Source organism: Aliivibrio sp. SR45-2, assembly GCF_963890165.1.
GTDB classification, from domain to species: Bacteria; Pseudomonadota; Gammaproteobacteria; order Enterobacterales; family Vibrionaceae; genus Aliivibrio; species Aliivibrio salmonicida.
The window spans coordinates 15,925-39,910 of the sequence record NZ_CAWPRC010000158.1; the positions used below are offsets into that span (position 1 = coordinate 15,925).

Genomic DNA, 23,986 nt, shown 5'->3' on the forward strand with positions numbered 1-23,986 from the left:
ATTAATGATCTTTAGGTCTATGGGTTCTTATATTCAGTATCTTTTGATGTACTCCTCTACGAAGACTTTTAAATGTATTTTCAAGTTTATCAATACCCAATAGTACAAAGAGAGCAAGCAGCGTAATTATGATGGACTGTTGAATGTAGCCTAGAGCAATCATCATTCCTAATGCCGCGAGTACCCAAATGATTGCCGCAGAGGTTACGCCGTGTATCTTTCCATCCAATGTCATCATGACACCTGCACCAAGAAATCCAATGCCTGTAATTATTTGACCTAATACTCTGGCGTGATCAAGTGAGTTTTCTGAAAGGGACATCGCCATCGCAAGGAAAAAATAGGTTCCTGAAATGATTAAAATAGAGGTTCTAATGCCTACAGGCTTTCCTCTTGTTTGGCGTTCAGTACCGATAAGAAAACCATTAAAAGCACAGGCAATGAGTGCCGTCCAAGAAAATGGGCCTAGGTCAAGTAAGTGTTCTAGGTTAAATATGGTGTTCTCCATCAAGAGAAAGGCTCCCGTATGTATCACTAATATAGTTAGGTTAGTAAAGAAAGCGGAGAATAGCAGTTGGTATTTTGAACAGATAATGAATAATTTTTAAAGAGAAGATAAAAATTATTCATCTACGTGTCTCTTTTGGGATTGATAGAGTAAAATACTCGTCTATTTATTATTGCTAAGTCTGTTTTATGTCTCACCAATACAAAGATTTGATTGCAGTGTTTAACGCCACCTTTTTAGATTCATTTAATACCAAGTTAGAATTGGGGGGGGATGAACCTATTTATTTGCCAGCAGATGAGGAACATGATTCTCATCGTATTATCTTTGCAAGAGGGTTTTATGCCTCTGGTATGCATGAGATTGCTCATTGGTGTGTTGCAGGCCATGAACGACGTTTACTTGAAGATTTTGGCTATTGGTATGAGCCTGATGGGCGTACTGAAAAAGTACAAGCTGAATTTGAAAAAGTAGAAATTCGTCCTCAAGCTTATGAGTGGATTTTATCATTGAGTGCAGGGTTAAAATTTAATGTCAGTTGTGACAACTTAAATGGCGATTTTGAACCAGATCGTTTAGCATTCATGGCTAAAGTGCATAATGAAGTGATGTCTGTTTTAGATGACGGTTTACCACCGCGAGTTGAGATGTTATCTACTGCGTTACGTGACTTTTACCAAACCGCCCCATTAACTAAAGAACAATTTATTGTCCAATAGGAAAGAAATGATCATTGAATTTGAAGAAAAACTGCTTGAATTAATTGATGCTCGTATTGAAACTGCATCAGATGATGAGTTATTTGCTGGTGGGTATTTACGTGGGCATATTTCCCTGTCAGTAGCGAAATGTGAAGAGCAGGGCGTTAGTGATCTTGATGTATTAAAACAGCATATTAATGACAGTTTAGAAGCCGCAAAATCTGAGTTATCTCCAGCAGACAGAATCATTGTTGCTGATTTATGGGATCTTTTACGCAATTAACCTTAATTTTTTAAGGTTAATCTTACGTACCCTACACAAACATTTATATCAATAACGTATAATTTACATAATTAAATTTTATTTATTTTATACGTTGGAGATATAAATGCAGCAACTACAACAGACGTTGTCTGAACAGATGCGCATCAATGACCACGAAATTGAACGACGAAAGGTACTGCTTAATTTTATCGATGAAGATGCGGATACGCTAAAGCATTGTTTAAAATGGGTAGAACCTTTTGTCGATGCTATTGTTGCTCGATTTTATGTGGCTCAAACGCAATTGCCTGAAATTTCTTTAGTGATCGGAGATAAAGAAACGTTATCTCGTCTGCATGTCAGTATGGCTAAGTACACGTTAGAGTTATTCAGTGGCCTGTATGACCAAGCGTATGTCGATAAACGGTTAAGAATTGGTAAAATTCACCATCGTATTGGTGTCAGTCCAAAGCTTTACCTTTCTGGTATTAATCAACTTCAGTTACTGATTGAAGAAGTTATTGCAGAACAAGCCCACCTTTATAATCAATCCTCTCAAGACATCACACTATCATTAAGAAAGTTATTCTATTTTGATAATCAGCTGGTGTTTGATACTTATATTGCCAGTTTGCAAATTGAAGTTGAATCTGCAAATCAACAGCTTGAATTGTACGCTCATAATTTAGAAAACGTGGTGGCAAAACGCACGGCAGAGCTGACGGACTTATCGATGAAAGATGCATTGACTGGATTATATAATCAACGTGCATTTTATGAATTACTTGAGAAAAGTTTTAATATTACAGAGCGTTGCCAACAACACCTGACTTTACTTTATATTGATATCAATTTCTTTAAAGAAGTGAATGATACTCATGGACATAAAGCGGGGGATGACGTCTTAGTTGGTTTTGCTCAATCGGCAACGCAAATTATACGAAAGATGGATTTTGTATCCCGTTATGGCGGCGATGAATTTTGTATCGTGTTACCGAACACTAAAATCGAAGAAGCAAAGAATTTATGCTTACGTTTAATTGAATTGTTTGATAAAAGCTCAGAGCATCCTGTTACGTTAAGTATTGGCGGGGCATCGCTGTATCCGGGGGCTAAATTGAGCATGGATAAATTGATTATTGCTGCGGATAATAAAATGTATCAAGCGAAACAAATTTGTCATGAAACCCGTCAGCATCACTTTGAGTTAATGCCAAGAGATGAGTTGAATGTCACTCGAATGGTAAATAATAAATAATTGAAGACCTAGTTAATGCATTAATGATTGGCTAGGTCTTTTCTTTACATTAGCGCTTAAATGTACCTAAAGAAATTAATTTATCTCTAAGTAAATCCACTAACTTAGTTTGAGATGATTGCTCTCTAATGGTTCCCGTTGTATTCCCCCATACAGGCCCAGGCCATGCAACATCAGTCGTAAAACGAGCAATATGGTGAATATGCAATTGAGGAACTAAATTACCTAATGCGCCTAGGTTAATTTTGTCTGGAGAAAAATTATCTTCTAAAAGTTGTGCGACAGCGCTCGACTCTTGAATAAACTGACCTTGTTGTTCTGGAGTCATGTGGTGAATTTCTTTCAGATCATTTATACGAGGAACTAAAATAAGCCAAGGACCAATGTCTTCTTTTATTAATAAAACTTGGCATAGTGGAAGATCCCCTAAAAGGACGCAATCTTGCTGTAAACGTGGATGTAATTGAAAAGCCATTCCATTTCCTTGGTTTCTATCAGTAATGCTTTGTTATATCATAATCAGTTCATAATAAAGAATAAGTGAAGCGATTCATGAGCGAAAAAATCGATAAAAATGTATATAACCCAACTTTTCAATGGGCATTCCTTCATCCTAGATATTGGCCTACGTGGTTAGCTGTTGGTTTTGGTATTATTTTAGCGTTTGTTCCTTTTCGATTGCGCGATAAACTTGCCGCTAAAATCGTTAAATTAGTTTTAAAGAAACCAAGCAGTGGTATTAAACGAGCGAAGTTGAATATTGCGACGTGTTTTCCTGAAAAATCTGAGCAAGAAAAACAAGAATTGTTAGAAAAAACATACATTACGGGAGCTCAAGTTATGCTTGGTCTTTCTGAGCTGCTTGTTCGTAGTCGTAAGCATAATGAAGCGCGTGGTATTTTTGTTGGTGGAGAAAATTTATTTCCTTTACTTGAACAAAAAGAGAATATTATTATTTTAGCCCCTCATGCTTGGGCTATCGATTTCCCTGCTATTTTACTTGCATCGCGTGGCTACCATGTGACTACGATGATGAAACCACAGAAAAACCCAATCACTGATTGGTTAATGCATGTTCAGCGTATGCAATATGGCGGGAAGATTTACGCACGTAGCGCTGGAATAAAACCATTGATTAAAGCGATTAAAGAAGGGTACTTAGCGTATTACCTTCCAGATGAAGATCATGGGCCACAAAACAGTGTTTTTGTTCCTTTTTTCGGTACGCAAAAAGCAACGCTTAAAGGCTTTGGTAAATTGGCGCGTTTGTCTAAAGCGAAAGTGGTTCCAATGTTGCCATCATATAATGCAGAAACGGGTCAATTTGAAATTATTACCTTACCTGCGATTGCCGATTTCCCAGCAGGTGATGAAGAAACAGACGCTCGGTCAATGAATATTGCGATTGAACAATTACTTGAAGGGCATCCTGAGCAATATATGTGGGTGCTTAATTTATTGCGTTCTCGACCAGATGGCAGTCGTCTCTATTAAATAATAGAGAATGAGGTTGATATCGTTTATAGCCCGTTTAGTGGAAACACTAAGCGGGCTTTTTATTGCTATAAATTGTTAATAATAGTGCTCTTATTGATAGCGTATTCTTATTGTTAATTATTTGTGTGTTTATAAAGTCAATAGTTGTGTAGAATAAAACACAAGATAAAAAATAGATTATCATGTTTTAATTTTATCTAAGTATTTGATTTCAAGTTGAATTTATTCTGTGAGAGATGACTCTTTGATAGGGGGACAGTTTGTATCTGGTTAAATTCAATATTTTTGTTAAAAAAGAGATCTTAATCATTTAATCAATCTAAGTTTTAACAAATGGCTAGGGTCTATCTTTTCTCAAAGCGTATACTTCTTATTACATTATACCTCTTTAGTTCCACGTGTTCTCTGTTCAAATAAAAATGCCGTTTAGCGCTAAGTTGACCAAATAAATGCCTAAATCACCCAATTTCCGCTTTTTTCAAGGCGGTCTGTTAAAACACCGTACCACACCGAAATTCTTAACAACTCAAACTGAATATTTTTCATTGCTTTTTTTATCGGCACTCGTTGGGGGGATCACCGGCTCTGTAGTTGCATTATTCGAAGAGTCTATTCGTTGGATAACAGAGCAGCGTTTAACGTTTGTTCATACGCTTCCTTACGCTGAATATATTGCTCCGGTTGCGGCTGTTTTAGCCGGGGCGGCTATGGCTGCGGTTGGTTTTTGGTTAACGTTTAAATTTGCACCAGAAGTGGCGGGCAGTGGTATTCCCCATATTGAAGGGGCACTTGATGGTACGCATGAAATCCGGTGGCATAGAGTATTACCGATTAAGTTTATTGCTGGCACATTAACGATTGGATCCGGGATGGTACTGGGTCGAGAAGGGCCATCTATTCAAATTGGTGGTGCCGTTGGACGAATGATTGCCAGTAAAGGTAAGCGTTTTAGTCACACAACTCATATTTTAACCGCAGCAGGTGCGGCGGCTGGGTTGGCTGCGGCATTTAATGCACCTCTTGCTGGTATCCTATTTGTTGTCGAAGAAATGCGTCCGCAGTTTCGCTACAGTATTACGTCGATTAAATGCGTTACATTAGCGACAGCAGTCGCCACTATTGTTATGCGTTCTTTGCATGGACAAGCCGCGTTCTTGGATATACCTCACTTTGATGTCCCTCCATTACGATCTCTTATCTTATTTGCTGTTTTGGGTATTTTATTTGGGGTGATTGGGGTTAACTTTAATAAGTGGATTTTGAAAGGGACAAGTCGAGTTAAAGAATATCATCAAAATAAATTATCACGATTAGTGCTTGTTGGTGCGATGTTTGGTGGTACTTTTGCTTTTTTACAATTGGTGGTTCCTAAACTGTCAGGCAGTGGGATGGAGATCATTACCGAAATGTTTCATAGTCCAATGATGTGGATGGTAATGGTTGGATTTTTTGTTCTGAGAATTATTGTTACCGTCGCTTGTTTTGCATCTGGTGCTCCGGGGGGGATTTTTGCCCCAATGCTAACTCTAGGTACCTTATTAGGTTTGTCTTATGGCATCGTGATGGCGGCTTGGTTTCCTGAATGGGTTTCAGAACCCGGAGTTTACGCGATTGCAGGTATGGGGGCACTGTTTGCTGCCACAGTTCGAGCTCCGGTAACGGGGATAATACTCGTTGTTGAAATGACAAATAATTATCAACTAATTTTACCATTATTAGTGACGTGCCTAGGGGCGACCTTTATTGCGCAAGCTTTAGGCGGTCAACCGTTGTATTCAGCATTACTCAAACAATCGTTACTTGAGGATAAAGAGTTGAGGGTTGATAAAAATAGCCCAGCAAGTAATTAAAATAGATAACTCAGTATTAATTGACTCGAAATGAAGTCCACTGCAATACCATCTGCAACCATACGTCCCATCGTGTAACTTGCTGCTATATTCATCGAATATGGCAGTGAGTAACCAATTTCTACACCATAAGATAAACCGAACTCATCGAATTCTTTTGCACCTTTGATGGTAGTTTGGAGTGTTGTGCCATTCGTGGTTTCTTGAGATAAAGAGTCAATCATGAGATCCAGAGAGTACTTATTTGCACTTAATAGGCTTGCTAAGTAAAAATCAGAATCAAAAAGATAAGAAAGGTATTTTAAGTTGATGCCATAAGAGCTTGCATCGACGTTGGTTCGTTCATAATTAAGGCCGTCAGAAACATTTCGTTCAAAGCTACCTATTTTATTATATTCAAATTCAAGAATTAGAAAATAATTTGGGGCCAACATGAACGGATAACCTGCTTTAATGAACAAGCTATCTTCTAAATCAATTTCTGCGCCATTTAAAGTTAACGATGACTTTTGTAACCCTGAAGATAAATAGATACTCTCGATTTTTGCTAGGCTGTTGGTCGAGAACAAGCAAATAAGGCATATAAATACATATTTCATAGGCTCCATCCATATTGATAATCATCAAAAAGTATTGGCTTTAAGCATATAAGTCGTCTTAGTTATTTTTATTTTAAAACGGACGTCTTATCTAATGCTTTTAGTCTAGACCTTTTGGGATTATGTTTTTCCAGATGTTGCAGTATTGTTAAGTTCAAAGCTGTTTTTATTGTGTTTTATAAAGATAACCCATTTAAAATTAATAGGTTATCTTCGTTTCTTATTTTTGAGATTGGTTGGTGGGTTTATTTTTTATAAGCTCTGATCATGAAATCAGCTTTACACATGAACGAGGTTTTATTTGCTAAATCATGTTTAAATTCAGGTGTGGCTTTCCATGAAAAGGGCGTCATATCCAGTAAATGTAATGCTTCAATACCCGTTAATGACATATCATAAGTAAGCTTCTCTTCTTTTACTAATTCAAAGCCTTCAATTTCCTCAGCGGCTTCATCGTGTAAGCGTACTTCACCATAAACTTCTTCACGTAGCTCAAATAAGTGATGACTTGCAGGGGTTACAGTAAACAAATAACCCTTGTCTTTAATTGTACGCTGTAACTCTTCGGCTTTGCATGGCGCATAAATACGAACAATGCCATTTAAACTTTGATCAGAGAAAGGCAAACGATGGCTCGATGCCACGCTAAATTGACAGTTTGGATAACGTTTTGCGGCAAATTTAATTGCTACTTTTGATATGTCTAGTCCAAATACTTGAGCGCGTCTTTCTACAAGGCGGTTCTGAATTTCAGCAGTGTAATAACCTTCACCACAACCGATATCTAATAAGGTAGATGATTCATCAGTAAGGTAGGTTTGACAAAAATCAGCAACCAGCTGTTGCATAGGCTGGTAATGTCCTGCTTCTAAAAAAGCACGTCTTGCTTGCATCATCTCTTTATTATCACCCGGGTTCTTCGAGCGTTTATGATGTGCAGGCATGAGATTCACATACCCTTCTTTTGCATTATCAAATTGATGATTATTTTCACAGCGATATTGATTATGCGTAAAGTGTAATTTGTGCTGGCATAAAGGGCATTGATAAGACATGGAAACACCTGAAAATTAGTTTAGCCGAAGTGTACTTCTTCATTGGCGGAATAAAAAGAGCCACGGATAAATATTCTATAGCGATAATTACCTTAGAATCTCAACGTTCATAATGTGATTTACTTCAAATACAGCGGCTAATAGAAACTAATAAGACCTTTTTTGTTATAAAAATTAAGTGATCAGGCTCACTCTACTTTATTCGACTCTCGCATTAATATGTGATCTCGATCGAAATGAAGTTAAAAAAGTCTAAATTTAAAAATGATTCAATCTTTATATCTTACTGTTTATGTTTGATTTATGTTTTTTTACGTCACTTGTTTTTGACCACGTTCAAACTATTTACCCTATTAATTTTGCAGAGCGAATTAATGTTGCATGATTGCTGTCAACGGATTCGACAAAACATGTATGGATTGCAAGAATTCTTGAGTTAGGCGTTCAACTTATAGAACCGCCAAACCAATATAAGTTCAAAAATATAGGGTATATAACATGAAAAAGACACTTTTAGCATTAGCGGTACCAGCATTACTTATGGCTGGCTCTGCATCAGCAACAACGGTATACACAGCAGAAGATGGTTCGACAATTGATGTATATAGCCGTTTAGGTTTTAACATTACTGACCGTGCAGGCATGGGTGAAGATTGACCAACTGCGTGCTGTTCTGCATGAATTATTACTGACCGTGCAGGCATGGGTGAAGAGGGCGATTCAGTTGGTAATTTTGACGCACGTATCGGTCTAGGTGGTTCTCAAGTCGTTAATGATAAAGTGTCTGTTATTGGTTGGGCTGAATATCAAGTAAATGCGGCTGAAGCTCGTGGTGATGGAAACTGGTCACCTCGTTACGTATGGGCAGGTATTGACGCTTCTGAAGCGGGTAAAGTGACCTTTGGTCGTGTTGCTTCTGGCATCATTATGCTTTCTGATTTAGGCGATGTATTCGCTGCTTCTGATGTGGTTTTAGGTCGTCAATTAGAATTAGTTGATAACTCTTCAGCACAAACATTCCGTCAAGATGGCACTATTCAATATCAAAACAGTTTTGGTGCCTTTGATATGTCAGTTGCTTACATTTTAGGTAACTCAGAATCAAATCAAGATGGTTCTTACAATGCGGTAGGTCGTTACACATTTGATTTAGGTGATGCTGGTACGTTAGCGCCTGTTGTTGCATATCAAGCAAACAGTACTAGTGATACGGGCAATAATGCTAATCGTGATTACACATTCTGGGGTGCGGGTCTTCAATACAAACTGAATGAATTAACGCTTGCTGCAATGTATAACCAAGATGAAATCGAAGGTGTGTACTCTGACAAATCAACAGATAAGAGCTATGAATTAACAGCGGTATACAACATCAATGATGATTGGACAGCGCGCATGGGCTACCGCTCATTAGAAAACAGCGGTGGTGATGAAGCGGAATACAAAGATACTACCTTTGAAGTTCAATACCACTTAACGGCTCGTTCTTCTATCTACACAAGTTACGTGATGCGTAACGGTGAAAATGGCAAAGCAGTACCAGCGAGCACTAACGTGATGAGCTGGAATGACGCTGAAGAAGATTACTACCACTTAGGTCTTCGCTATGAATTCTAATCTGACCAATAATATTGATATTGCTGTTTATCTATAAGGGTGGATTCTTAGTTAATTATCAATCAGGTTAGACTACTCAAATCCTCGCTAATTCGTTAGCGAGGATTTTTTATTTAAGGGCATAATATTCAGTGAAGATCGGATATAAAAAATCCCCGCAAGAGCGAGGATTTAGAATTGAGTTACTGTGTTCTGATTATGCGTTAAAAATTTGCGCCATTTCAGTAGAGCATAAATGGTATTGACGTGGGCAGTTGCGCCATGTTGTTAACATACGACGATATTTGTCCATCATAGGCATTTGACTATTAAAATGATGATCCGCTTTATCAAACTGAGGGTATAGACCTTCAGAGTTTGTAAGGAAACGCACATAGTTTACTTGCTGTGCTTCAGTCGCAATATCAAAACCTAAAAACTGTAAACGACGTGCATCTACTTTTGCTTGGCATTCAGGGATCAGCATATTGTAAGATTCTTGCATTGCATGGTACATCTCCATGAAGTCGATAATTTCACGACATTCTGTTTCAGAGATATTGCCAAAATCTTTGTCTAATTCACGAATTTGCAGTTCATAACCACGTTCAACAATCAGTTGTTGGCGTTGGTATTTTTCCGCGTTTTCTGGATCCATTTGTGACATCAGATAATACTGGTTTGAAAGGATCAAGCGTTGAGCATTAGTCATATCCATTAGGATAACCTCAAAATTATTATTTAAATTTATATAAAAAGTTGAAGCTAGATTAACAGTAAATGTAACACATAGAACATGATCTACATTAAGTAATGTGATCTTAGCTTAGCCCTGTGATATTTCCATTACTATCAATATCTAAATTCATGAATGCGGGTTTTTCAGGCAAGCCAGGCATTGTCATCACGTTACCACATAAGGCATACACAAAGCCTGCACCAGCACACAATCGTAATTCACGAATCGGTACAATAAAGTCAGTTGGAGCGCCTTTAATGTTGCCATCAGTCGATATCGATGCCGGTGTTTTTGCCATGCATACTGATAAGTGTTGATAGCCTAACTGTTCAAACATAGCGAGTTGTTGCTGTGCTTTTTCTGAAAGTTCAAGGCGTTCAGCGCCATATCCTTTTATGGCTACAGCGGTTAATTTGTCTAGTAAACTCATGTCTGGAGTATAAAGTGGCGTAAACTCTGTTTCTTGTGCGCATGCGATGAGCACTTTTTGGGCGAGTTCGCGAGTGCCTTCGCCTCCTTTTCCAAATGCTTCACTAATGGCAACATCAACATTTAGTTCAGAAGACTGACTCGTAACCCAATTAGCTAAGAAATCGAGCTCTTCTTGAGTGTCTTCAGGGAATCGATTTATGGCAACAACAACAGGCAACCCATATTTAGCACAGTTTTTGATGTGCCAATGTAAATTATCTAATCCTGCAATTAATGCCTCTTGGTTTGGTACAAAGAGTGCTTTAGGTAAGGATTGACCTGATGATAGAGGAAACAATCCCGAATTTGCTTTTATTCCACGTAATGTGGCCACTAACACGGCACAATCAGGCGCTTTTTTAGAAACCGTTGTCTTGATATTACATGCTTTTTCTAAGCCCATGTCTGAACCAAAACCACCTTCTGTCACGGTATAATCGGTCAATTTTAAGGCGATGTTATCAGCAATAATCGACGAGTTACCATGAGCGATGTTTGCGAATGGCCCAGAATGAACGAACGTTGGAACGCCTTCAAGTGTTTGCATTAACGTTGGATTGATTGCGAATTTCATTGTGACTGTCATTGCGCCAGCCACTTGCAAGTCTTCTGTGGTGATAGGCTGTCCATCAAGGTTGTAAGCAACAACAATGCGACCGATACGTTGACGAAGATCTTGAAGGTCAGTGGCTAAAGCGAGAATGGCCATTAATTCTGAAGCGGCAGTGATATCGAAACCATCTTCGCGTTCATAACCATTAATGGTTTTATTGTCTTCATTCTTTCCGATGGTCACCATGCGTAGAGCACGGTCATTATGGTCCATCACTCGTTTCCAAACCACTTGGGTTGGATCAATACGTAATGCGGGGAGATCATTATTTTCTGAAAAAATGTCATAACCCAAACGTTGTTCGTGATAAATACGTGCGTCAATAGCGGCGGAAGCGAGGTTATGTGCGGCCGTTATTGCATGGATATCACCTGTTAAATGTAGGTTTAATTCTTCCATAGGAGCGACTTGGCTATAACCACCACCCGCGGCACCGCCTTTTACCCCAAAAACGGGACCCATTGAGGGTTGACGAATACAAGCACTGACGGATTCCCCTAATTTAGCTAAGCCTTGTGCTAATCCTATGGTTGTTACCGTTTTTCCTTCCCCTAAAGGCGTTGGAGTGATTGCGGTAACCAAAATAAGTTTTCCACTTGGTTTATCTTCAAGGTGTTTTAAGGCATCAATATTGACTTTCGCTTTATAGCGACCTTGTGGCGTAATGTCATCATCATGCAGCCCTAAGTTAGACGCAATCGTTTTCATTCTTATAAGTGTCGCAGTTTGGCAGATCTCAATATCGCTTTTCATAATAACGGGAACCTTTAGGAAAGAGTTAAACACCAGAAAAGAAGCGCCTGTTTTATACCACATAAATAGGGGGAGACAGAATGAATTACCTAAAAATAATGTGGAATTGATGGAAATATTTATAAGCTGTGATCAAAGAGTATGAACAAGGTTTAAGAATAGGTTAACAGCGTGTGATACGATTTATTGTCAGTTTTATTATCAAGGAATGATGAAGTAATGTCTTGGCGTGATTTAAGTTTCCGACGTCGTTTACTATCAGTAATGACAATTTCAGGGATAGGGAAGTTATTTATTTTATCTGTGTGTGCCTTCTTTTATGTAAAGCATTGGGAATCTCAAGACAGTGGTGAAAAGGCGCTCGGTATTGCGACGTTTCTATCTCAATCTCCTCACGTAATATTAGCCGTTAAAAATAATGATCCTGAAATTATTGCAGAAAAAATAGAGCGTCTTCGCTCATCCATTGGTGCGGCATTTATTGTTGTTGGTAATGAGAAAGGCATACGTATCGCTCATCCAATAAAGGAACGTATAGGTAAAGCAATGCAAGGGGGGGACAATCAGCAAGCTTTGCTGTTTGGTCATTCTTATATTTCTTATGCTAAGGGATCGCTAGGTAAATCAGTTCGGGGTAAAACACCGATCCTAGATGACTCTGGTGAGATTATTGGGGTGGTGTCTGTCGGTTATTTATTGACGACCATAGACAGTAAAGTATCTCATTTTTTATTTTTCTTCTTAGGGATGGCGGTGCTTGTTATTTTTGCGAATGCCATTATTGCCAATTACATTGCACGTCGCTTTCAAAAGTCGATTTTTGGCTTTGAGCCAGAAGCGTTTGGGCGTTTGTATAAAGAACAACAAGTCACCCTCTCTACGTTACGAGAGGGCGTATTAAGTATTGATGCGAGTGGTAAATTACGTTCAATCAATAACAGTGCGTGTGAGATTTTAGGTATTGACCCTAAACGCTCTCTGAATCGACCTTTTTCCGACGTATTACCAGACAGTGACCTCACCAAATTATTAGTGACACATAAATCAGAGCATGACATCGAATTATTGTTGAACGGACAAGCGGTAATAGCGAACCGTGAATTGATTCAAATGGATGGCGAAGTCATTGGCGCGGTATCGAGTTTTAGGCGTAAAGACGAAATCAGTGAGTTAACGATTCAGCTGTCTCAAGTGAAGCAATACGCAGATTTACTGCGCTCACAAACGCACGAACATCGTAATAAATTAAATACCATTAGTGGGTTAATCCAACTTGATCGCATTGAAGAAGTTCAACAGATAATTGGTCAAGAAAGCCTTCGCTATCAAAAGTTAATTGAATTCTTAAGAGAGAGTATTTCAGAACCAATGATTGCGGGGGTGCTTTTAGGAAAAAGTGAACGAGCAAGAGAGCTTGGTTTACAACTCGAAATAGAAGAAGGGACACAGTTAGGCTTATTACCTGAGCATATTCGTGCAGAAGATTTGGTCACGATTATTGGTAACCTTATCGATAATGCCTTTGATGCTACGTTAAGTGTGGCAAAGCAGAGCACATATCCCATCGTAGTGAGTGTGACTGATTTTGGTCAAGAGTTGATCATTGAGGTGGAAGATAGAGGCTGTGGGTTACCAGAATCGCTAACGTTAAAGCAACTGACTAAAAGAGGCATTTCTACCAAATCAGATCAGGGAAGAGGTGTTGGACTGCATTTAATTCAGCAACTTGTTGATCACTATCGAGGTGAGTTCACGGTACACAGTGAAACGGACGTAGGTACAGTGATGACCATCTATTTACCAAAAGAATGGCTTAAAAAGTCGTCATGATAAAAAGAATGAAATAAGGATATTGAGTGAGCAGTAAAGTAACCATCGTTATTGTCGAAGATGACATTGCTATTGCGGAGATACATCGTCGTAATTTAGATAAAATAGACGCGGTTGAGGTGATCGGTATTGCCGCAAGTAAAGAAGAAGCCGATACCTTGTTTGATGTGTTGAACCCAGATATGGTGTTACTCGATATTTATTTACCTGATGGCAATGGGTTGGATATTTTGCGTGAACTACGCCAAAAAGAAAACTCTCCAGACGTCATTTTAATTACCGCAGACAGAGACGTAAATACATTACAAGAAGCCATGCGTGGTGGTGTGATTGATTATTTGCTAAAACCGGTCATCTTTAGCCGATTAGAAGAGTCCATAAATAAGTATTTGAGCCAAAAGAAACAACTGACTGCTCGGCTTGATATTGATCAATCCATGGTGGATGCGATGCTACATTCTGGGGCCGCATCGCAAGTTACTCGTTTACCAAAAGGAATTGATGGAGTAACTTTAGAAAAGGTACGACGTCTTTTTGAGAGTAAAACTAAATTAACCGCAGATCAGGCGGGGGAACTCTTTGGTGCAAGCAGAACAACAGCGCGTCGTTATCTCGAATATTTGATTAGCTCTGGAGAGTTGAGTGCTGATCTGTCTTATGGCAGTGTGGGGCGACCAGAGAGAACTTACTTTAAGCATTAAAGAGGGCAACATGACCCCAGCAACAAAATTATTAAAGAAATTAAAAATAGATCATCAGGTGCTTGAGTATCATCATGATCCTAAAGCGCAAGCTTATGGACTTGAAGCGGCTGAAAAGTTGGGTTTACCTCATGAAGAGGTGTTTAAAACGCTGGTTGTACAAGTGGATGAAAAAGATCTGGTTGTTGGCATTATTCCAGTGGCAAAGCAATTAAGCATGAAATTAATTGCTAAAGCCGTTAAAGGCAAAAAAGCCAAAATGGCGGATCCAGCATTAGTACAAAAAAGCAGTGGTTATGTGATGGGAGGAGTGAGTCCTCTTGGTCAAAAGAAGCGTTTGAAAACGGTGATTGATATCAGTGCTGAAGAATTTAAAACCATGTACGTGAGTGGTGGAAAAAGAGGACTTGATATTGGGTTGTCGCCACAAGATTTACAACATACATTGGTCGCTCAATTTGCCGATATTACGTCAGAATAAGACGTTACTGATACAGAATTAACCTCATAAAGGAAGAGTGTAATGGGTAAAACAGTTTCTTTAGTATTAGGCAGTGGTGGTGCAAGAGGTCTTGCTCATATTGGCGTAATCCGTTGGCTAGAGGAACATGATTTTACTATTGTTTCTGTTTCTGGTTGCTCGATTGGTACGGTTATTGGTGGCTTCTATGCTGCAGGAAAACTCGATGAGTTTGAAGCGTGGATGCGAACAGTGACAAAGCTAGATATTGTTTCTCTAATGGATTTTAATTGGGGTAAGGGCGGCTTAATAAAAGGCGATAAAGTGATGAATCGTCTGGGTCATCTTTTAGGGGACTTAAATATTGAAGATTTGTCTATCCCATACACGGCAGTTGCGGCAGACATCAGTAATGAAAAAGAAGTGTGGTTACAAAAAGGGCCGCTTCTTCAAGCAATGCGGGCTTCAATTTCATTGCCTCTGTATTTAATGCCAATTGAACTCAATGACAGAACGTTAATTGATGGTGGGGTATTAAACCCAGTCCCTATTGCCCCGACGTTTGGTGATCATTCTGATCTTACATTAGCGGTGAATCTTGCGGGTGAAATGACACATCAAATTGATGACTTTGCCGATAAACAAATAGATATATCTGAGGCGGAATCTGAAGGCGATACGTCTTTTCATCGTAAAGTGAGTGATTATTTTGGGTCATTAACAGCGAAAACATCAAGAATTGATTTAGGTATGTATGACATCGCAAATCAAGCGTTTGATGCAATGCAAAGTACGATAGCGAGACAGAAGTTAGCTGCTTATCCGCCCGATATTACGGTGGAAATAGCACGTGATGCGTGTGGTACTTTTGAGTTTGAACGTACTGCGGAAATGATCGATTTAGGCTATCAAAAAACAGAAGAAGTACTAAAGCATTTGTTGTAGGTAATTTGAATGAAAAACGCCCATTTCTTTATGATAGAAATGGGCGTTTTTTTGTCACTCATTAAGTGAATAAATGAGTTACACAGAAATAGTACTTAAAATTTTGGTGCTGGTTTTCTTGTCGGTTTAAAGTTCAAAATTGAAATTGGTACGTCTTTATTAGGGACGAATCCTTCAATTTCTTTACGGACAATTAAGTGACCCAGACGTTTTTCAATCATACACAAGTTCTTAAAATCATCTCGAGATACAAATGAAATCGCTTCACCAGATGAACCAGCACGGCCTGTACGACCAATACGGTGAACATAATCTTCAGCAGGGAACGGTAAATCGTAGTTAATGACTCGAGTCAATTCATCGATATCAATACCACGAGCCGCAATCCCTGTCGCGACTAAATACTTCAAACGACCTTCTTTAAAGTCATTCAATACTTTTGAGCGAGCATCTTGGCTACGACCACTGTGGAACGCTTCAGCGGTAATGCCGCGTTTTTCAAGTTGACCTACCAGTTTCGCTGCACCGTGTTTTGTTTCGATGAAGATCAACGCTTGATCCCAATCGTTTTCTTTAATTAGGTGACTGATTAGCGCCGATTTTTTGTCTTTATCAACCGTAATTAACCATTGGTCAATTTTAGGCTCAGCGTTACTGTTACGCTCAATGGTAATTTCAATTGGATTATTGATTGCTGTTCTTGCCAATGCACGAACTTGTTCTGACAGGGTTGCTGAGAACAATAAGTTTTGGCGCTCTAACGGTAAACGTTCAATGATTTTATTGATGTCTTCGATAAAGCCCATGTCTAGCATTCTATCGGCTTCGTCGAGTACGAGAATATCAACTTCGTCAAAATGCACAGCACGTTGAGTGTACATATCAAGCAAACGACCAGGCGTTGCAACCAGAATATCAACCCCTTCAATTAAGCGTTGTTTCTGCTCTTTATAATCAACACCACCATACATAGCGAGTGACGTAAGATCTAAATGCTTGCTGTACTTACTGATGTTATCTTCAACTTGAACGGCAAGTTCGCGTGTTGGCGTTAAGATCAATGCACGAATACGTTTTGCTCGAACTTTCGTTTGTTCTTCACTTAACATTTGCAAGATTGGTAATACAAAACTTGCGGTTTTACCTGTACCAGTTTGTGCCGCTGCGATCAGGTTTTTTCCTGTTAGAGCAACAGGAATCGCCTTTTCTTGAATTGGCGTTGGGGCTTTGTAGCCTAGTTCATTAATGGCTTTTAAAATTGGATTACTTAATCCAAGGTTAGAAAATGGCATGTGAAATCTCAGGTATATGAAGAATAAAAACAGTTTAAAGCAAAAGCGATAAACAGAGAGCAAATTAGGAAAGGATTGTAGCATGAAGAGAGGAAGAGAAAGCCATACTTATTTTTGATATGGCTTTATATTACGTTGTTATGCATTAGCAAATACAAAAGACATGCTGAAATAAGATCAGAGAGCCAATACCGCTGAGAACAACCCAAATAAGATTGAACCGTAAACTAACGAGAGTACAAACAATGGCAGCCAGTACTTTTGGGTTATGTAAGTTAAATTCCATGTGCGCACCTGACCCTAAAATAGAGACGGCAATAATGGCTGGAAGCACCGTGACCGGAACAAAGCGCAATGTTTTTTTAAAGCGAGCAGACATTTTAAAACTGCCAGCCATTCCTATAATGGAAAAGCGTATAAGAAACGTTGCTGCAACCATAACCGCAGTAATTGTAATGAATGTATCGAAGTGAATATGTTCCATTATACAAGTCCTTTTTCGGTATTAGGGAGTTCAAGAGTGTCTGAATGTTGAGCTTCTTTTTCCATTGCTTCAGTAGATAAATCCATTCGATAGCCAGCATAGACACCAACCACAGCGGCAATCACTAAACCTAGAGAATAAGGCAAACCGGACAGTAAAATACCAGTGACGGTTGCCACGACCGCAGCAACAATACATTCACGATTTTTAACTTGAGGGATGACGATTGCAATGAAGGCTGCAACCATTGCGAAATCTAAACCATAGTTAGCAATTTCAGGAAATGACGAGCCAATTAACGCCCCTAAAAAGTTTGCGACCACCCAGTTAACCCAAAAACCAATCATGGCGGCTAAATAAAACTGATGACGATCTTTTTTATTCAGTTTCATCTCATCAATCGTTGATGCATAGACTTCATCGGTTAATCCAAAGGCCATTAAAGCTCGCATTGGTAGCGAGTACTCTTTCATGTATTCGGACATTGATGCGCTATAAAGAAGATGGCGAAGGTTAATCACAAAAGTGGTAAGCATAATGACAAGAACACTGGCTGAAGATTGAATTAAACCTAATGCAACCATTTGAGCGGAGCCCGCAAAAACAGTGAAAGACCATAAGGTGCTTTCAGTAACGGACATTCCCGCATTGATACTAATGGCACCAACAATAAAAGAGAAAGGAAAGGCACCGATACATAGCGGAAAAATTGCTTTAAGTCCCATTCGGATAGATAATTTATTCATAATTACACCTAAAAATTAAAATGTTTATTTTGCAAATTATTTTGCAATTGTATGCTGTCGTAATTCCACACTCAAGCATAAAATTAAAAAAAATATGCAAATATGGTTTTGATTGCAAATAAATGTCACCAAATACCTGTAATTACGAGTTAAATATATATAATTAAAAAATATTTGCATTTATTATTGCAAATATTTTTGCTGTTGGTATTATCTGGTTCATCCACAATAAAGATGAAAGGCAAATAAATGACAAAAGTAATTACAGCAAACTGTGCTCCAGACGCCATTGGTCCATATTCACATGGCAACACATTTGGTGGTCTTATTTTTACTTCTGGTCAACTACCAGTATGTAAAGAAAAAGGCGGAGTTGTTGATGGCGGTATTTCTGAACAATCTCGTCAATCGCTAGAGAATTTAAAAGCGGTTATAGAAGCGGGTGGTGGCACTTTGAATACTGTTTTAAAAACGACATGCTATTTATCCGACATTACTGACTTTGCTGAGTTTAATAAAGTGTACGCAGAGTATTTTCAAACAGAATGCCCTGCACGCAGTTGTTTTGCCGTTAAAGATTTACCGTTAGGTGTCAAAGTAGAAATTGAAGCCATTGCTCATTGTGAGTAATCGTTAAACAGAATTGAGGGATCCCCATGAAACAGCAATGGCAACAATATAAAGCAATTATTAACGCTGTCGTTAAACCTGCTTTAGGCTGTACAGAACCAATTGCAGCGGCCTATGCAGCAGCAGTAGCGGCTGATATGGTAACAACAACCCCTGAGAAAATTATCGTTCATGTATCTGATAATTTATATAAGAACTCAATGGGTGTGTTTGTGCCAGGAACAGGAAAAATCGGTTTGCCTATTGCTGCCGCTGTTGGTGCTATTGGTGGGGACCCTCTCGCTGAACTAGAAGTATTAGCGGCAATAACTCAAGAGCAAGTCGATAATGCTCAAACGTTAATTGATGCAGGTAAAATCAGTGTTAGCCGTATTAATAGCGATGAATTTATCTATTGTCATGTCGAGCTTCACGCGGGTAATGATATTGCTAAAGTTGAGATCAGTGGCGGCCATACACAGATAATCAAGAAAACACTCAATGATAAAGTGGTGTTCACTCAAGATAAGAGTGCAACGGTATCGACGGGATCTATTTGTGATGGCGTTGATATTAGTATTGAAGGTATCTATGACTTTGCTATGCATGCTGATTTCGATGAAATTAAGTTTATTCTCGCCTCTTCTGATCTAAACCGTAAATTGTCAGATGAAGGTTTATTGAATGAATATGGTTTGCAAGTCGGTAGAACCATTGAAAAAAGCATTAAAAATGGTTTTATGTCTCAAGATTTAGCCAACAATATTATCATGAGAACGGCCTCAGCCTCTGATGCTCGAATGGGCGGCGCGACGCTACCAGCGATGAGCAATTTTGGTAGTGGTAATCAAGGCATTGCCGCAACATTACCAGTGGTATTAATGGCCGAACATTGTAAATCAAGTGAAGAGCAGCTTGCCCGTGGTTTGATCCTAAGTCATTTAGCTGCCATTTATATTAAGTCTTTCTATCCTCCTCTTTCTGCTTTTTGTGGTAATACGGTAACCAGTGCTGCAGCGTCAATGGCAATGGTGTATTTAGCGGGGGGTAATTATGAGCAATCGTGTTACGCCATACAAAATGTGTTGTGTGATTGCACTGGAATGGTGTGTGATGGTGCTAAGTCAACCTGTGCAATGAAGGTGAAAACGTCGACAAGCAGTGCTATTAATGGGGCGATGCTGGCAATGAACTCGACCGAAGCGCACGATCAAGGTATTGTTGCTCATGATGTAGAAAAGAGCATTCGTAATGTTGGCCTGCTAGTGACAAATGGCATGGGTGCGACAGACGCGATGATTATCGATATAATGTCGGCATAAGCAGAGTTAATGTAAGCATTGATCGCTGTATTGTTGATGTAATTGAAAAGCCACTATTAATTGGTGGTTTTTGTTCAATAGGATGTAGGACGTGAATGAGTTAACCCAAAGTGATTTTGATATTCTTGAAGCCATGAAAAATGTCGTTGATGGCATTGCTGCAATGTATGGAGAACATACTGAAGTATTGTTACACAGTTTAGATGTTCGAGATGCTTCAATTATAAAAATTGCAAATGGGCATATAACTGGACGAACCGTTGGTGCTCCAATTACCAATCTAGCATTAATGAAGTTAAATGATGGTCATGATGTATCGGATTCGTATTTAACTAAATCTCCAGACGGTAAAGCGTTACGCTCTATTACTACGGTAATCCGAAACCCTAAGAATGAAGCGATTGGATTGTTGTGTATTAACTCTAATATCGACGCTTCTTTTCAGTCTGTTATCCGTTCTTTGCTGCCTGAAGCGTTTCCTGTTCAGGACAATCACGCTTCTCCTGAAACATTTGCTCGTAATAATGAAGAAATGATGCAAAGTTCGATTGAGAGCATTCGACATAAAGTTATCAATGATCCTGACATTTCGGCATCGAAGAAAAGCAGAGAAATCGTCTTTCGTTTACACGATCTTGGTGTGTTTGATTTAAAAGACAGTATACCTGCCGTGGCTGAAAAATTAGAAATATCAATTCATACGGTTTATCGTTATCTGCGCGAAATTAAATCCGCACATATTGAGTGATAATAAAGCGTTTCTATCGGCAATAAAAAAGGCTCATCGTATGAGCCTTTTTTATGGGTGATTAGTTGCTAATAGGTGTTTTTTTGATACGGATCTTTTTTAGTAAACTGATGAGTATCGGACACAGCACAACCAAAACAGCAATAACGGTGAAACTAAAGGTGATTGGTCGTTCCCATAGAAAGCTAAGTTCTCCATCACTGAGCATTAAAGATCGGCGTAGATTCTCTTCCATCATCCCGCCTAATATAAAACCGAGCAATAAGGGGGCGAGAGGAAAATTGGCAAGCCGAAGTGCTATCGCTACCATTGCGATAAAGATCATAATGAAGACATCGACGGTATTAAAGGAGACTAAATAGACACCTGTAATAGAGAAGAATAACACCATAGGCAATAATACGGTTCTTGGCACCGCTAATAATTTAGAAATATAAGGAATAAGCGGTAAGTTAAGGATAACTAATACGATATTACCAAAATACATTGAGATAATAACCGACCAGAAAATATCAGGGTGATCAACAAACAGTCTTGGGCCTGGCTGAATACCATAAGCGATTAACGCACCAAGCATGATGGCCGTCGTGCCTGAACCTGGAATGCCAAGGGTTAATAGTGGAACAAATGACCCGCTAGATGCCGCATTGTTTGCTGATTCTGGAGCAACCAACCCGCGAATACTGCCTTTACCAAACTCATCTCGTTTATCTTTTGGTGCTAAATTTCGCTCCATGCCATAGCTTAAGAATGCGGCAATAGTTGCACCAGCACCGGGTAATACGCCTGTAAAGAAGCCTAAGATAGACGATCGAATGGCAACCGGGGCGACTTCTTTGAATTCTTCTTTCGTTATTTTCATGCTGCCAAGATCTGACATTTTATGCTGTTCATCGCCATGAGTGTCTTGTTCTGGTTTCAAAATCCCCATTAACGTTTCACCTAAAGCAAAGGTTGCCATAGCAAGTAATAGGAAACTGAACCCGTCCATTAAATCCGTTAAACCAAAGGTGAATCGTTCAACCCCAATGCCTTTATCAATCCCAACGGTTGAAAGCATCAAGCCTAATATTGTCATCATCCATGCTTTTATTACTTGCCCATTACCTGCGAATGCAGCAACAGCAGAAAGGCCAACCAGCATTAAGGCAAAGTAGTCGGAGGATTGAAAGCTTAATGATACTTTTGCTAAAGCAGGCGCTGCAATGAGCAGCATAATGGCTGACAGAGTGCCACCCGTAAAAGAGGAGTAAGCGGCTAGCGCAAGGGCTTTACCTGCTTGACCTTTTTGTGCCATCGGATAGCCATCAAAAGCGGTGACAACAGTTGATGAACAACCCGGTGCATTGATAAGGATTGAGGAGGTTGAGCCACCAAAAACCGCACCATAATAGACACCAGCCATTAAGATCATGCCTGATGCAGGGTCTAATCCGTAGCTGATTGGGATCATAAGTGCAATGGCTGAAATTGGCCCAAGCCCCGGTAACATTCCAATAAAGGTACCGACAAAACAGCCGATCATTACCATCATTAAATTGGTTGGCATTATTGCGGTGGATAAGCCTGCTAAAATTCCATCTAACATAATTAAGTCCTAGGGTTTACCAAGCAAGAAAAAGATAACCAGGTTCAAGATAGATATCTAAACCTTTGGTAAGAAGTAGCCAGAATCCAGTAACAAAAGGAAACGAAGCCCCAAATAAAATAGGTTTACGTCGTTCGCCTAATAAGTAGAATCCGGCTAATAAGAACAAGCTGGTTGCTAGCACAAACCCAAGCCAAGTTAGACCAATGCCATACAGCACCATCAGGATCAAAAACCCACAAAGTAGCTTCCAATTAAATCCTAAAACAGCGCCACTTTTTTCATCGGGTTGAGCGGAGATAATTAATAGTAATGATAAGAAAATACCTGCGAATGTGAGTATGTAAGGTAAGGTTCTTGCTGTGAAAGGTTCGTATTCATCGCCAGGGAAAAGAGCGATTAAACTGGTTTGGTAACCATAACAAAGGCAAACTAATAAGAAGATAATCGCGCCAACGCGATCTCTGCATAATAGAGAAGATCTAGAGTACGACATGAGCTCTCTCCATGAATTCATTCGGTGAAAAGAAATAAAAAAGCGGCCTGAAAGTACAGAGCAAGGAACCTCTTATAGGGTAAAATTCCTAGGTTACAAGCAGGATTAATGAGCCATATCCGGGGGAGTCATTAACTGTCCAAGGCCACTGAAAGGTTATTTTAAAAAGCCAAGTTCACGCATTAGGTCACCCATGATCTTTTCTTGGTTCTCAAGAAAGGCATAGAATTCTTTATCTGCTTTGAAGTTATCAATCCAACCATTACGATCTCTAACAACGGCCCATTGTTCTGTTTCATACATCTTGCTAAAGACTTCGGTATATTCATCAATTTTTGCTTGAGGTGTACCGGGTGCGGCAAAGAAGCCACGCCAGTTAGCAAAAACCGTATCATTACCGTATTCGGTCAGTGTTGGAATGTTTGGTGCGCTTTTTAAACGTTTAGGGGCGGTAATCGCAAGAATACGGACTTGACCGCTTTTCGACATTTCTAGAACTTCACCTAAACCTGTTGATAGAAGAGGCGTTTCGCCAGAAAGTAGAGCGGCCATGGCTTTTCCGCCGGCATCATAAGCAATGTAGCGTACCTTTCTTGGATCAAACCCTTCCCCTTTAAATGCGGCCGCTATGACAAGATGATCCATACTGCCGCGAGCTGAACCGCCTGCAATTTTTACTGAGCGAGGGTCTGTCTTAAAATCAGCAACGACTTGCTCCCAACTGGTGTATTTTGACTCTTTATTTACCACGATAGCACCGTAATCGGCGATAGTGGCAGCAATCGGAGTTAGATCTCGGAATGATTGTGGGAAAATACCACTTAACGATCGGATCACGATAGGCGTTGAGTTCACCATTA

The 23,986-nt window shown here is 39.4% G+C and carries 24 protein-coding genes and 1 pseudogene; 13 read left to right on the top strand and 12 right to left on the bottom strand.

All coding sequences use genetic code 11. The annotated features are described in order from the left end of the window. Position 1 precedes the first annotated feature (1 nt). Positions 2-508 (bottom strand): MgtC/SapB family protein, encoded by a 507-nt coding sequence (locus AACV33_RS11785; protein WP_012550691.1) that lies wholly within the window; start codon positions 506-508, stop codon positions 2-4. 188 nt (positions 509-696) lie between these two features. On the opposite strand from AACV33_RS11785, the gene AACV33_RS11790 reads away from it, so the two are divergent. From AACV33_RS11790 to AACV33_RS11800, 3 genes are all read left to right on the top strand, one after another. Further along, positions 697-1,227 (top strand): elongation factor P hydroxylase, encoded by a 531-nt coding sequence (locus AACV33_RS11790; RefSeq protein ID WP_182700257.1) that lies wholly within the window; start codon positions 697-699, stop codon positions 1,225-1,227. A gap of 7 nt (positions 1,228-1,234) precedes the next feature. Next, a complete protein-coding gene (locus AACV33_RS11795) occupies positions 1,235-1,492 on the top strand; it encodes a YfcL family protein (protein WP_012550693.1) in 258 nt (85 codons plus the stop codon). A 106-nt stretch (positions 1,493-1,598) separates the two neighbouring features. After that, positions 1,599-2,732 carry a GGDEF domain-containing protein gene (locus tag AACV33_RS11800; RefSeq protein ID WP_023603865.1) on the top strand — a complete coding sequence of 378 codons (1,134 nt, stop codon included), beginning with the start codon at positions 1,599-1,601 and terminating at the stop codon, positions 2,730-2,732. A gap of 49 nt (positions 2,733-2,781) precedes the next feature. Here the strand turns inward: AACV33_RS11800 and AACV33_RS11805 are convergent, their stop codons facing one another. Further along, the gene (locus AACV33_RS11805; RefSeq protein WP_012550695.1) at positions 2,782-3,207 is read right to left on the bottom strand and encodes an HIT domain-containing protein; all 426 of its coding nucleotides are present in this window, start codon (positions 3,205-3,207) and stop codon (positions 2,782-2,784) included. Positions 3,208-3,284: 77 nt separating this feature from the next. Here AACV33_RS11805 and lpxM point away from each other — a divergent pair, with 77 nt between their 5' ends. Both lpxM and clcA read left to right on the top strand, forming a co-directional pair. Beyond that, positions 3,285-4,226, top strand: a complete 942-nt coding sequence (lpxM, locus tag AACV33_RS11810) for a lauroyl-Kdo(2)-lipid IV(A) myristoyltransferase (RefSeq protein WP_012550696.1) — start codon at positions 3,285-3,287, stop codon at positions 4,224-4,226. A 452-nt stretch (positions 4,227-4,678) separates the two neighbouring features. Continuing rightward, a complete protein-coding gene (gene clcA / locus AACV33_RS11815) occupies positions 4,679-6,079 on the top strand; it encodes a H(+)/Cl(-) exchange transporter ClcA (RefSeq protein WP_017022151.1) in 1,401 nt (466 codons plus the stop codon). Here the strand turns inward: clcA and AACV33_RS11820 are convergent. Together AACV33_RS11820 and rlmA are read right to left on the bottom strand one after the other, a co-directional pair. Beyond that, positions 6,076-6,678, bottom strand: coding sequence for an outer membrane beta-barrel protein (locus AACV33_RS11820; protein ID WP_182700258.1), 603 nt, complete (start codon positions 6,676-6,678; stop codon positions 6,076-6,078). The two genes, clcA and AACV33_RS11820, sit on opposite strands and share 4 nt — an antisense overlap. 245 nt (positions 6,679-6,923) lie before the next feature. After that, a complete protein-coding gene (gene rlmA, locus AACV33_RS11825) occupies positions 6,924-7,733 on the bottom strand; it encodes a 23S rRNA (guanine(745)-N(1))-methyltransferase (RefSeq protein WP_065610917.1) in 810 nt (269 codons plus the stop codon). A gap of 498 nt (positions 7,734-8,231) precedes the next feature. Between rlmA and AACV33_RS11830 the strand changes: the two are divergent. Beyond that, positions 8,232-9,350, top strand: a pseudogene (locus AACV33_RS11830) (porin). Positions 9,351-9,546: 196 nt separating this feature from the next. Here the strand turns inward: AACV33_RS11830 and AACV33_RS11835 are convergent. Next, positions 9,547-10,047 (bottom strand): YfbU family protein, encoded by a 501-nt coding sequence (locus tag AACV33_RS11835; protein ID WP_182700259.1) that lies wholly within the window; start codon positions 10,045-10,047, stop codon positions 9,547-9,549. Positions 10,048-10,150: 103 nt separating this feature from the next. Then, positions 10,151-11,905 carry a formate--tetrahydrofolate ligase gene (locus AACV33_RS11840; RefSeq protein ID WP_182700260.1) on the bottom strand — a complete coding sequence of 585 codons (1,755 nt, stop codon included), beginning with the start codon at positions 11,903-11,905 and terminating at the stop codon, positions 10,151-10,153. 219 nt (positions 11,906-12,124) lie between these two features. Between AACV33_RS11840 and AACV33_RS11845 the strand changes: the two genes are divergently transcribed. Genes AACV33_RS11845 through AACV33_RS11860 form a run of 4 tightly spaced genes read left to right on the top strand, consistent with a single transcriptional unit; the run spans position 12,125 to position 15,841 of the window. Further along, entirely contained in the window at positions 12,125-13,735 is a 1,611-nt protein-coding gene (locus AACV33_RS11845) for an ATP-binding protein (RefSeq protein WP_182700261.1), read from the top strand. A gap of 26 nt (positions 13,736-13,761) precedes the next feature. After that, positions 13,762-14,436: a response regulator gene (locus AACV33_RS11850; RefSeq protein WP_017022145.1), complete on the top strand. Its 675-nt coding sequence runs from the start codon at positions 13,762-13,764 to the stop codon at positions 14,434-14,436. Between the two features lie 10 nt (positions 14,437-14,446). Then, positions 14,447-14,917, top strand: a complete 471-nt coding sequence (ybaK, locus tag AACV33_RS11855; protein WP_017022144.1) for a Cys-tRNA(Pro) deacylase — start codon at positions 14,447-14,449, stop codon at positions 14,915-14,917. Between the two features lie 42 nt (positions 14,918-14,959). Next, positions 14,960-15,841 (top strand): patatin-like phospholipase family protein, encoded by an 882-nt coding sequence (locus tag AACV33_RS11860; protein WP_182700262.1) that lies wholly within the window; start codon positions 14,960-14,962, stop codon positions 15,839-15,841. 95 nt (positions 15,842-15,936) lie between these two features. Here AACV33_RS11860 and AACV33_RS11865 read toward each other — a convergent pair whose 3' ends face one another. From AACV33_RS11865 to AACV33_RS11875, 3 genes are all read right to left on the bottom strand, one after another. Beyond that, the gene (locus tag AACV33_RS11865; protein ID WP_017022142.1) at positions 15,937-17,133 is read right to left on the bottom strand and encodes a DEAD/DEAH box helicase; all 1,197 of its coding nucleotides are present in this window, start codon (positions 17,131-17,133) and stop codon (positions 15,937-15,939) included. Between the two features lie 145 nt (positions 17,134-17,278). After that, a complete protein-coding gene (locus AACV33_RS11870) occupies positions 17,279-17,617 on the bottom strand; it encodes an AzlD domain-containing protein (RefSeq protein WP_182700263.1) in 339 nt (112 codons plus the stop codon). Then, complete coding sequence (locus AACV33_RS11875) at positions 17,617-18,363, bottom strand: AzlC family ABC transporter permease (RefSeq protein WP_017022140.1); 747 nt, start codon at positions 18,361-18,363, stop codon at positions 17,617-17,619. The genes AACV33_RS11870 and AACV33_RS11875 overlap by 1 nt, the downstream gene beginning before the upstream one ends. 249 nt (positions 18,364-18,612) lie before the next feature. On the opposite strand from AACV33_RS11875, the gene AACV33_RS11880 reads away from it, so the two are divergent. The 3 genes from AACV33_RS11880 (at position 18,613) to AACV33_RS11890 (ending at position 21,042) form a co-directional block, all read left to right on the top strand. Next, a complete protein-coding gene (locus tag AACV33_RS11880) occupies positions 18,613-18,993 on the top strand; it encodes a RidA family protein (RefSeq protein WP_023603857.1) in 381 nt (126 codons plus the stop codon). 26 nt (positions 18,994-19,019) lie between these two features. Then, on the top strand, positions 19,020-20,294 hold the full coding sequence (locus AACV33_RS11885) for an L-cysteine desulfidase family protein (RefSeq protein WP_023603856.1): 1,275 nt from the start codon (positions 19,020-19,022) through the stop codon (positions 20,292-20,294). Positions 20,295-20,385: 91 nt separating this feature from the next. After that, a complete protein-coding gene (locus AACV33_RS11890; protein WP_017022138.1) occupies positions 20,386-21,042 on the top strand; it encodes a helix-turn-helix transcriptional regulator in 657 nt (218 codons plus the stop codon). A 61-nt stretch (positions 21,043-21,103) separates the two neighbouring features. Here AACV33_RS11890 and AACV33_RS11895 read toward each other — a convergent pair whose 3' ends face one another. The 3 genes from AACV33_RS11895 to AACV33_RS11905 form a co-directional block, all read right to left on the bottom strand. Further along, positions 21,104-22,630 (bottom strand): tripartite tricarboxylate transporter permease, encoded by a 1,527-nt coding sequence (locus tag AACV33_RS11895; RefSeq protein ID WP_182700264.1) that lies wholly within the window; start codon positions 22,628-22,630, stop codon positions 21,104-21,106. 16 nt (positions 22,631-22,646) lie between these two features. Then, positions 22,647-23,147 (bottom strand): tripartite tricarboxylate transporter TctB family protein, encoded by a 501-nt coding sequence (locus tag AACV33_RS11900; RefSeq protein ID WP_017022136.1) that lies wholly within the window; start codon positions 23,145-23,147, stop codon positions 22,647-22,649. A gap of 135 nt (positions 23,148-23,282) precedes the next feature. Next, the coding region (locus AACV33_RS11905; protein WP_182700265.1) for a tripartite tricarboxylate transporter substrate binding protein at positions 23,283-23,986 on the bottom strand (704 nt) is incomplete at its 5' end.

Coding starts and splice junctions, on each gene's coding strand:
- AACV33_RS11885 (WP_023603856.1), top strand. CDS start 19,020: ATGAAACAGCAATGGCAACAATATAAAGCAATTATTAACGCTGTCGTT.
- ybaK (WP_017022144.1), top strand. CDS start 14,447: ATGACCCCAGCAACAAAATTATTAAAGAAATTAAAAATAGATCATCAG.
- AACV33_RS11875 (WP_017022140.1), bottom strand. CDS start 18,363: ATGAATAAATTATCTATCCGAATGGGACTTAAAGCAATTTTTCCGCTA.
- AACV33_RS11845 (WP_182700261.1), top strand. CDS start 12,125: ATGTCTTGGCGTGATTTAAGTTTCCGACGTCGTTTACTATCAGTAATG.
- AACV33_RS11895 (WP_182700264.1), bottom strand. CDS start 22,630: ATGTTAGATGGAATTTTAGCAGGCTTATCCACCGCAATAATGCCAACC.
- AACV33_RS11835 (WP_182700259.1), bottom strand. CDS start 10,047: ATGGATATGACTAATGCTCAACGCTTGATCCTTTCAAACCAGTATTAT.
- AACV33_RS11795 (WP_012550693.1), top strand. CDS start 1,235: ATGATCATTGAATTTGAAGAAAAACTGCTTGAATTAATTGATGCTCGT.
- AACV33_RS11870 (WP_182700263.1), bottom strand. CDS start 17,617: ATGGAACATATTCACTTCGATACATTCATTACAATTACTGCGGTTATG.
- clcA (WP_017022151.1), top strand. CDS start 4,679: ATGCCTAAATCACCCAATTTCCGCTTTTTTCAAGGCGGTCTGTTAAAA.
- AACV33_RS11820 (WP_182700258.1), bottom strand. CDS start 6,678: ATGAAATATGTATTTATATGCCTTATTTGCTTGTTCTCGACCAACAGC.
- AACV33_RS11785 (WP_012550691.1), bottom strand. CDS start 508: ATGGAGAACACCATATTTAACCTAGAACACTTACTTGACCTAGGCCCA.
- rlmA (WP_065610917.1), bottom strand. CDS start 7,733: ATGTCTTATCAATGCCCTTTATGCCAGCACAAATTACACTTTACGCAT.
- lpxM (WP_012550696.1), top strand. CDS start 3,285: ATGAGCGAAAAAATCGATAAAAATGTATATAACCCAACTTTTCAATGG.
- AACV33_RS11800 (WP_023603865.1), top strand. CDS start 1,599: ATGCAGCAACTACAACAGACGTTGTCTGAACAGATGCGCATCAATGAC.
- AACV33_RS11900 (WP_017022136.1), bottom strand. CDS start 23,147: ATGAATTCATGGAGAGAGCTCATGTCGTACTCTAGATCTTCTCTATTA.
- AACV33_RS11860 (WP_182700262.1), top strand. CDS start 14,960: ATGGGTAAAACAGTTTCTTTAGTATTAGGCAGTGGTGGTGCAAGAGGT.
- AACV33_RS11840 (WP_182700260.1), bottom strand. CDS start 11,905: ATGAAAAGCGATATTGAGATCTGCCAAACTGCGACACTTATAAGAATG.
- AACV33_RS11805 (WP_012550695.1), bottom strand. CDS start 3,207: ATGGCTTTTCAATTACATCCACGTTTACAGCAAGATTGCGTCCTTTTA.
- AACV33_RS11865 (WP_017022142.1), bottom strand. CDS start 17,133: ATGCCATTTTCTAACCTTGGATTAAGTAATCCAATTTTAAAAGCCATT.
- AACV33_RS11880 (WP_023603857.1), top strand. CDS start 18,613: ATGACAAAAGTAATTACAGCAAACTGTGCTCCAGACGCCATTGGTCCA.
- AACV33_RS11790 (WP_182700257.1), top strand. CDS start 697: ATGTCTCACCAATACAAAGATTTGATTGCAGTGTTTAACGCCACCTTT.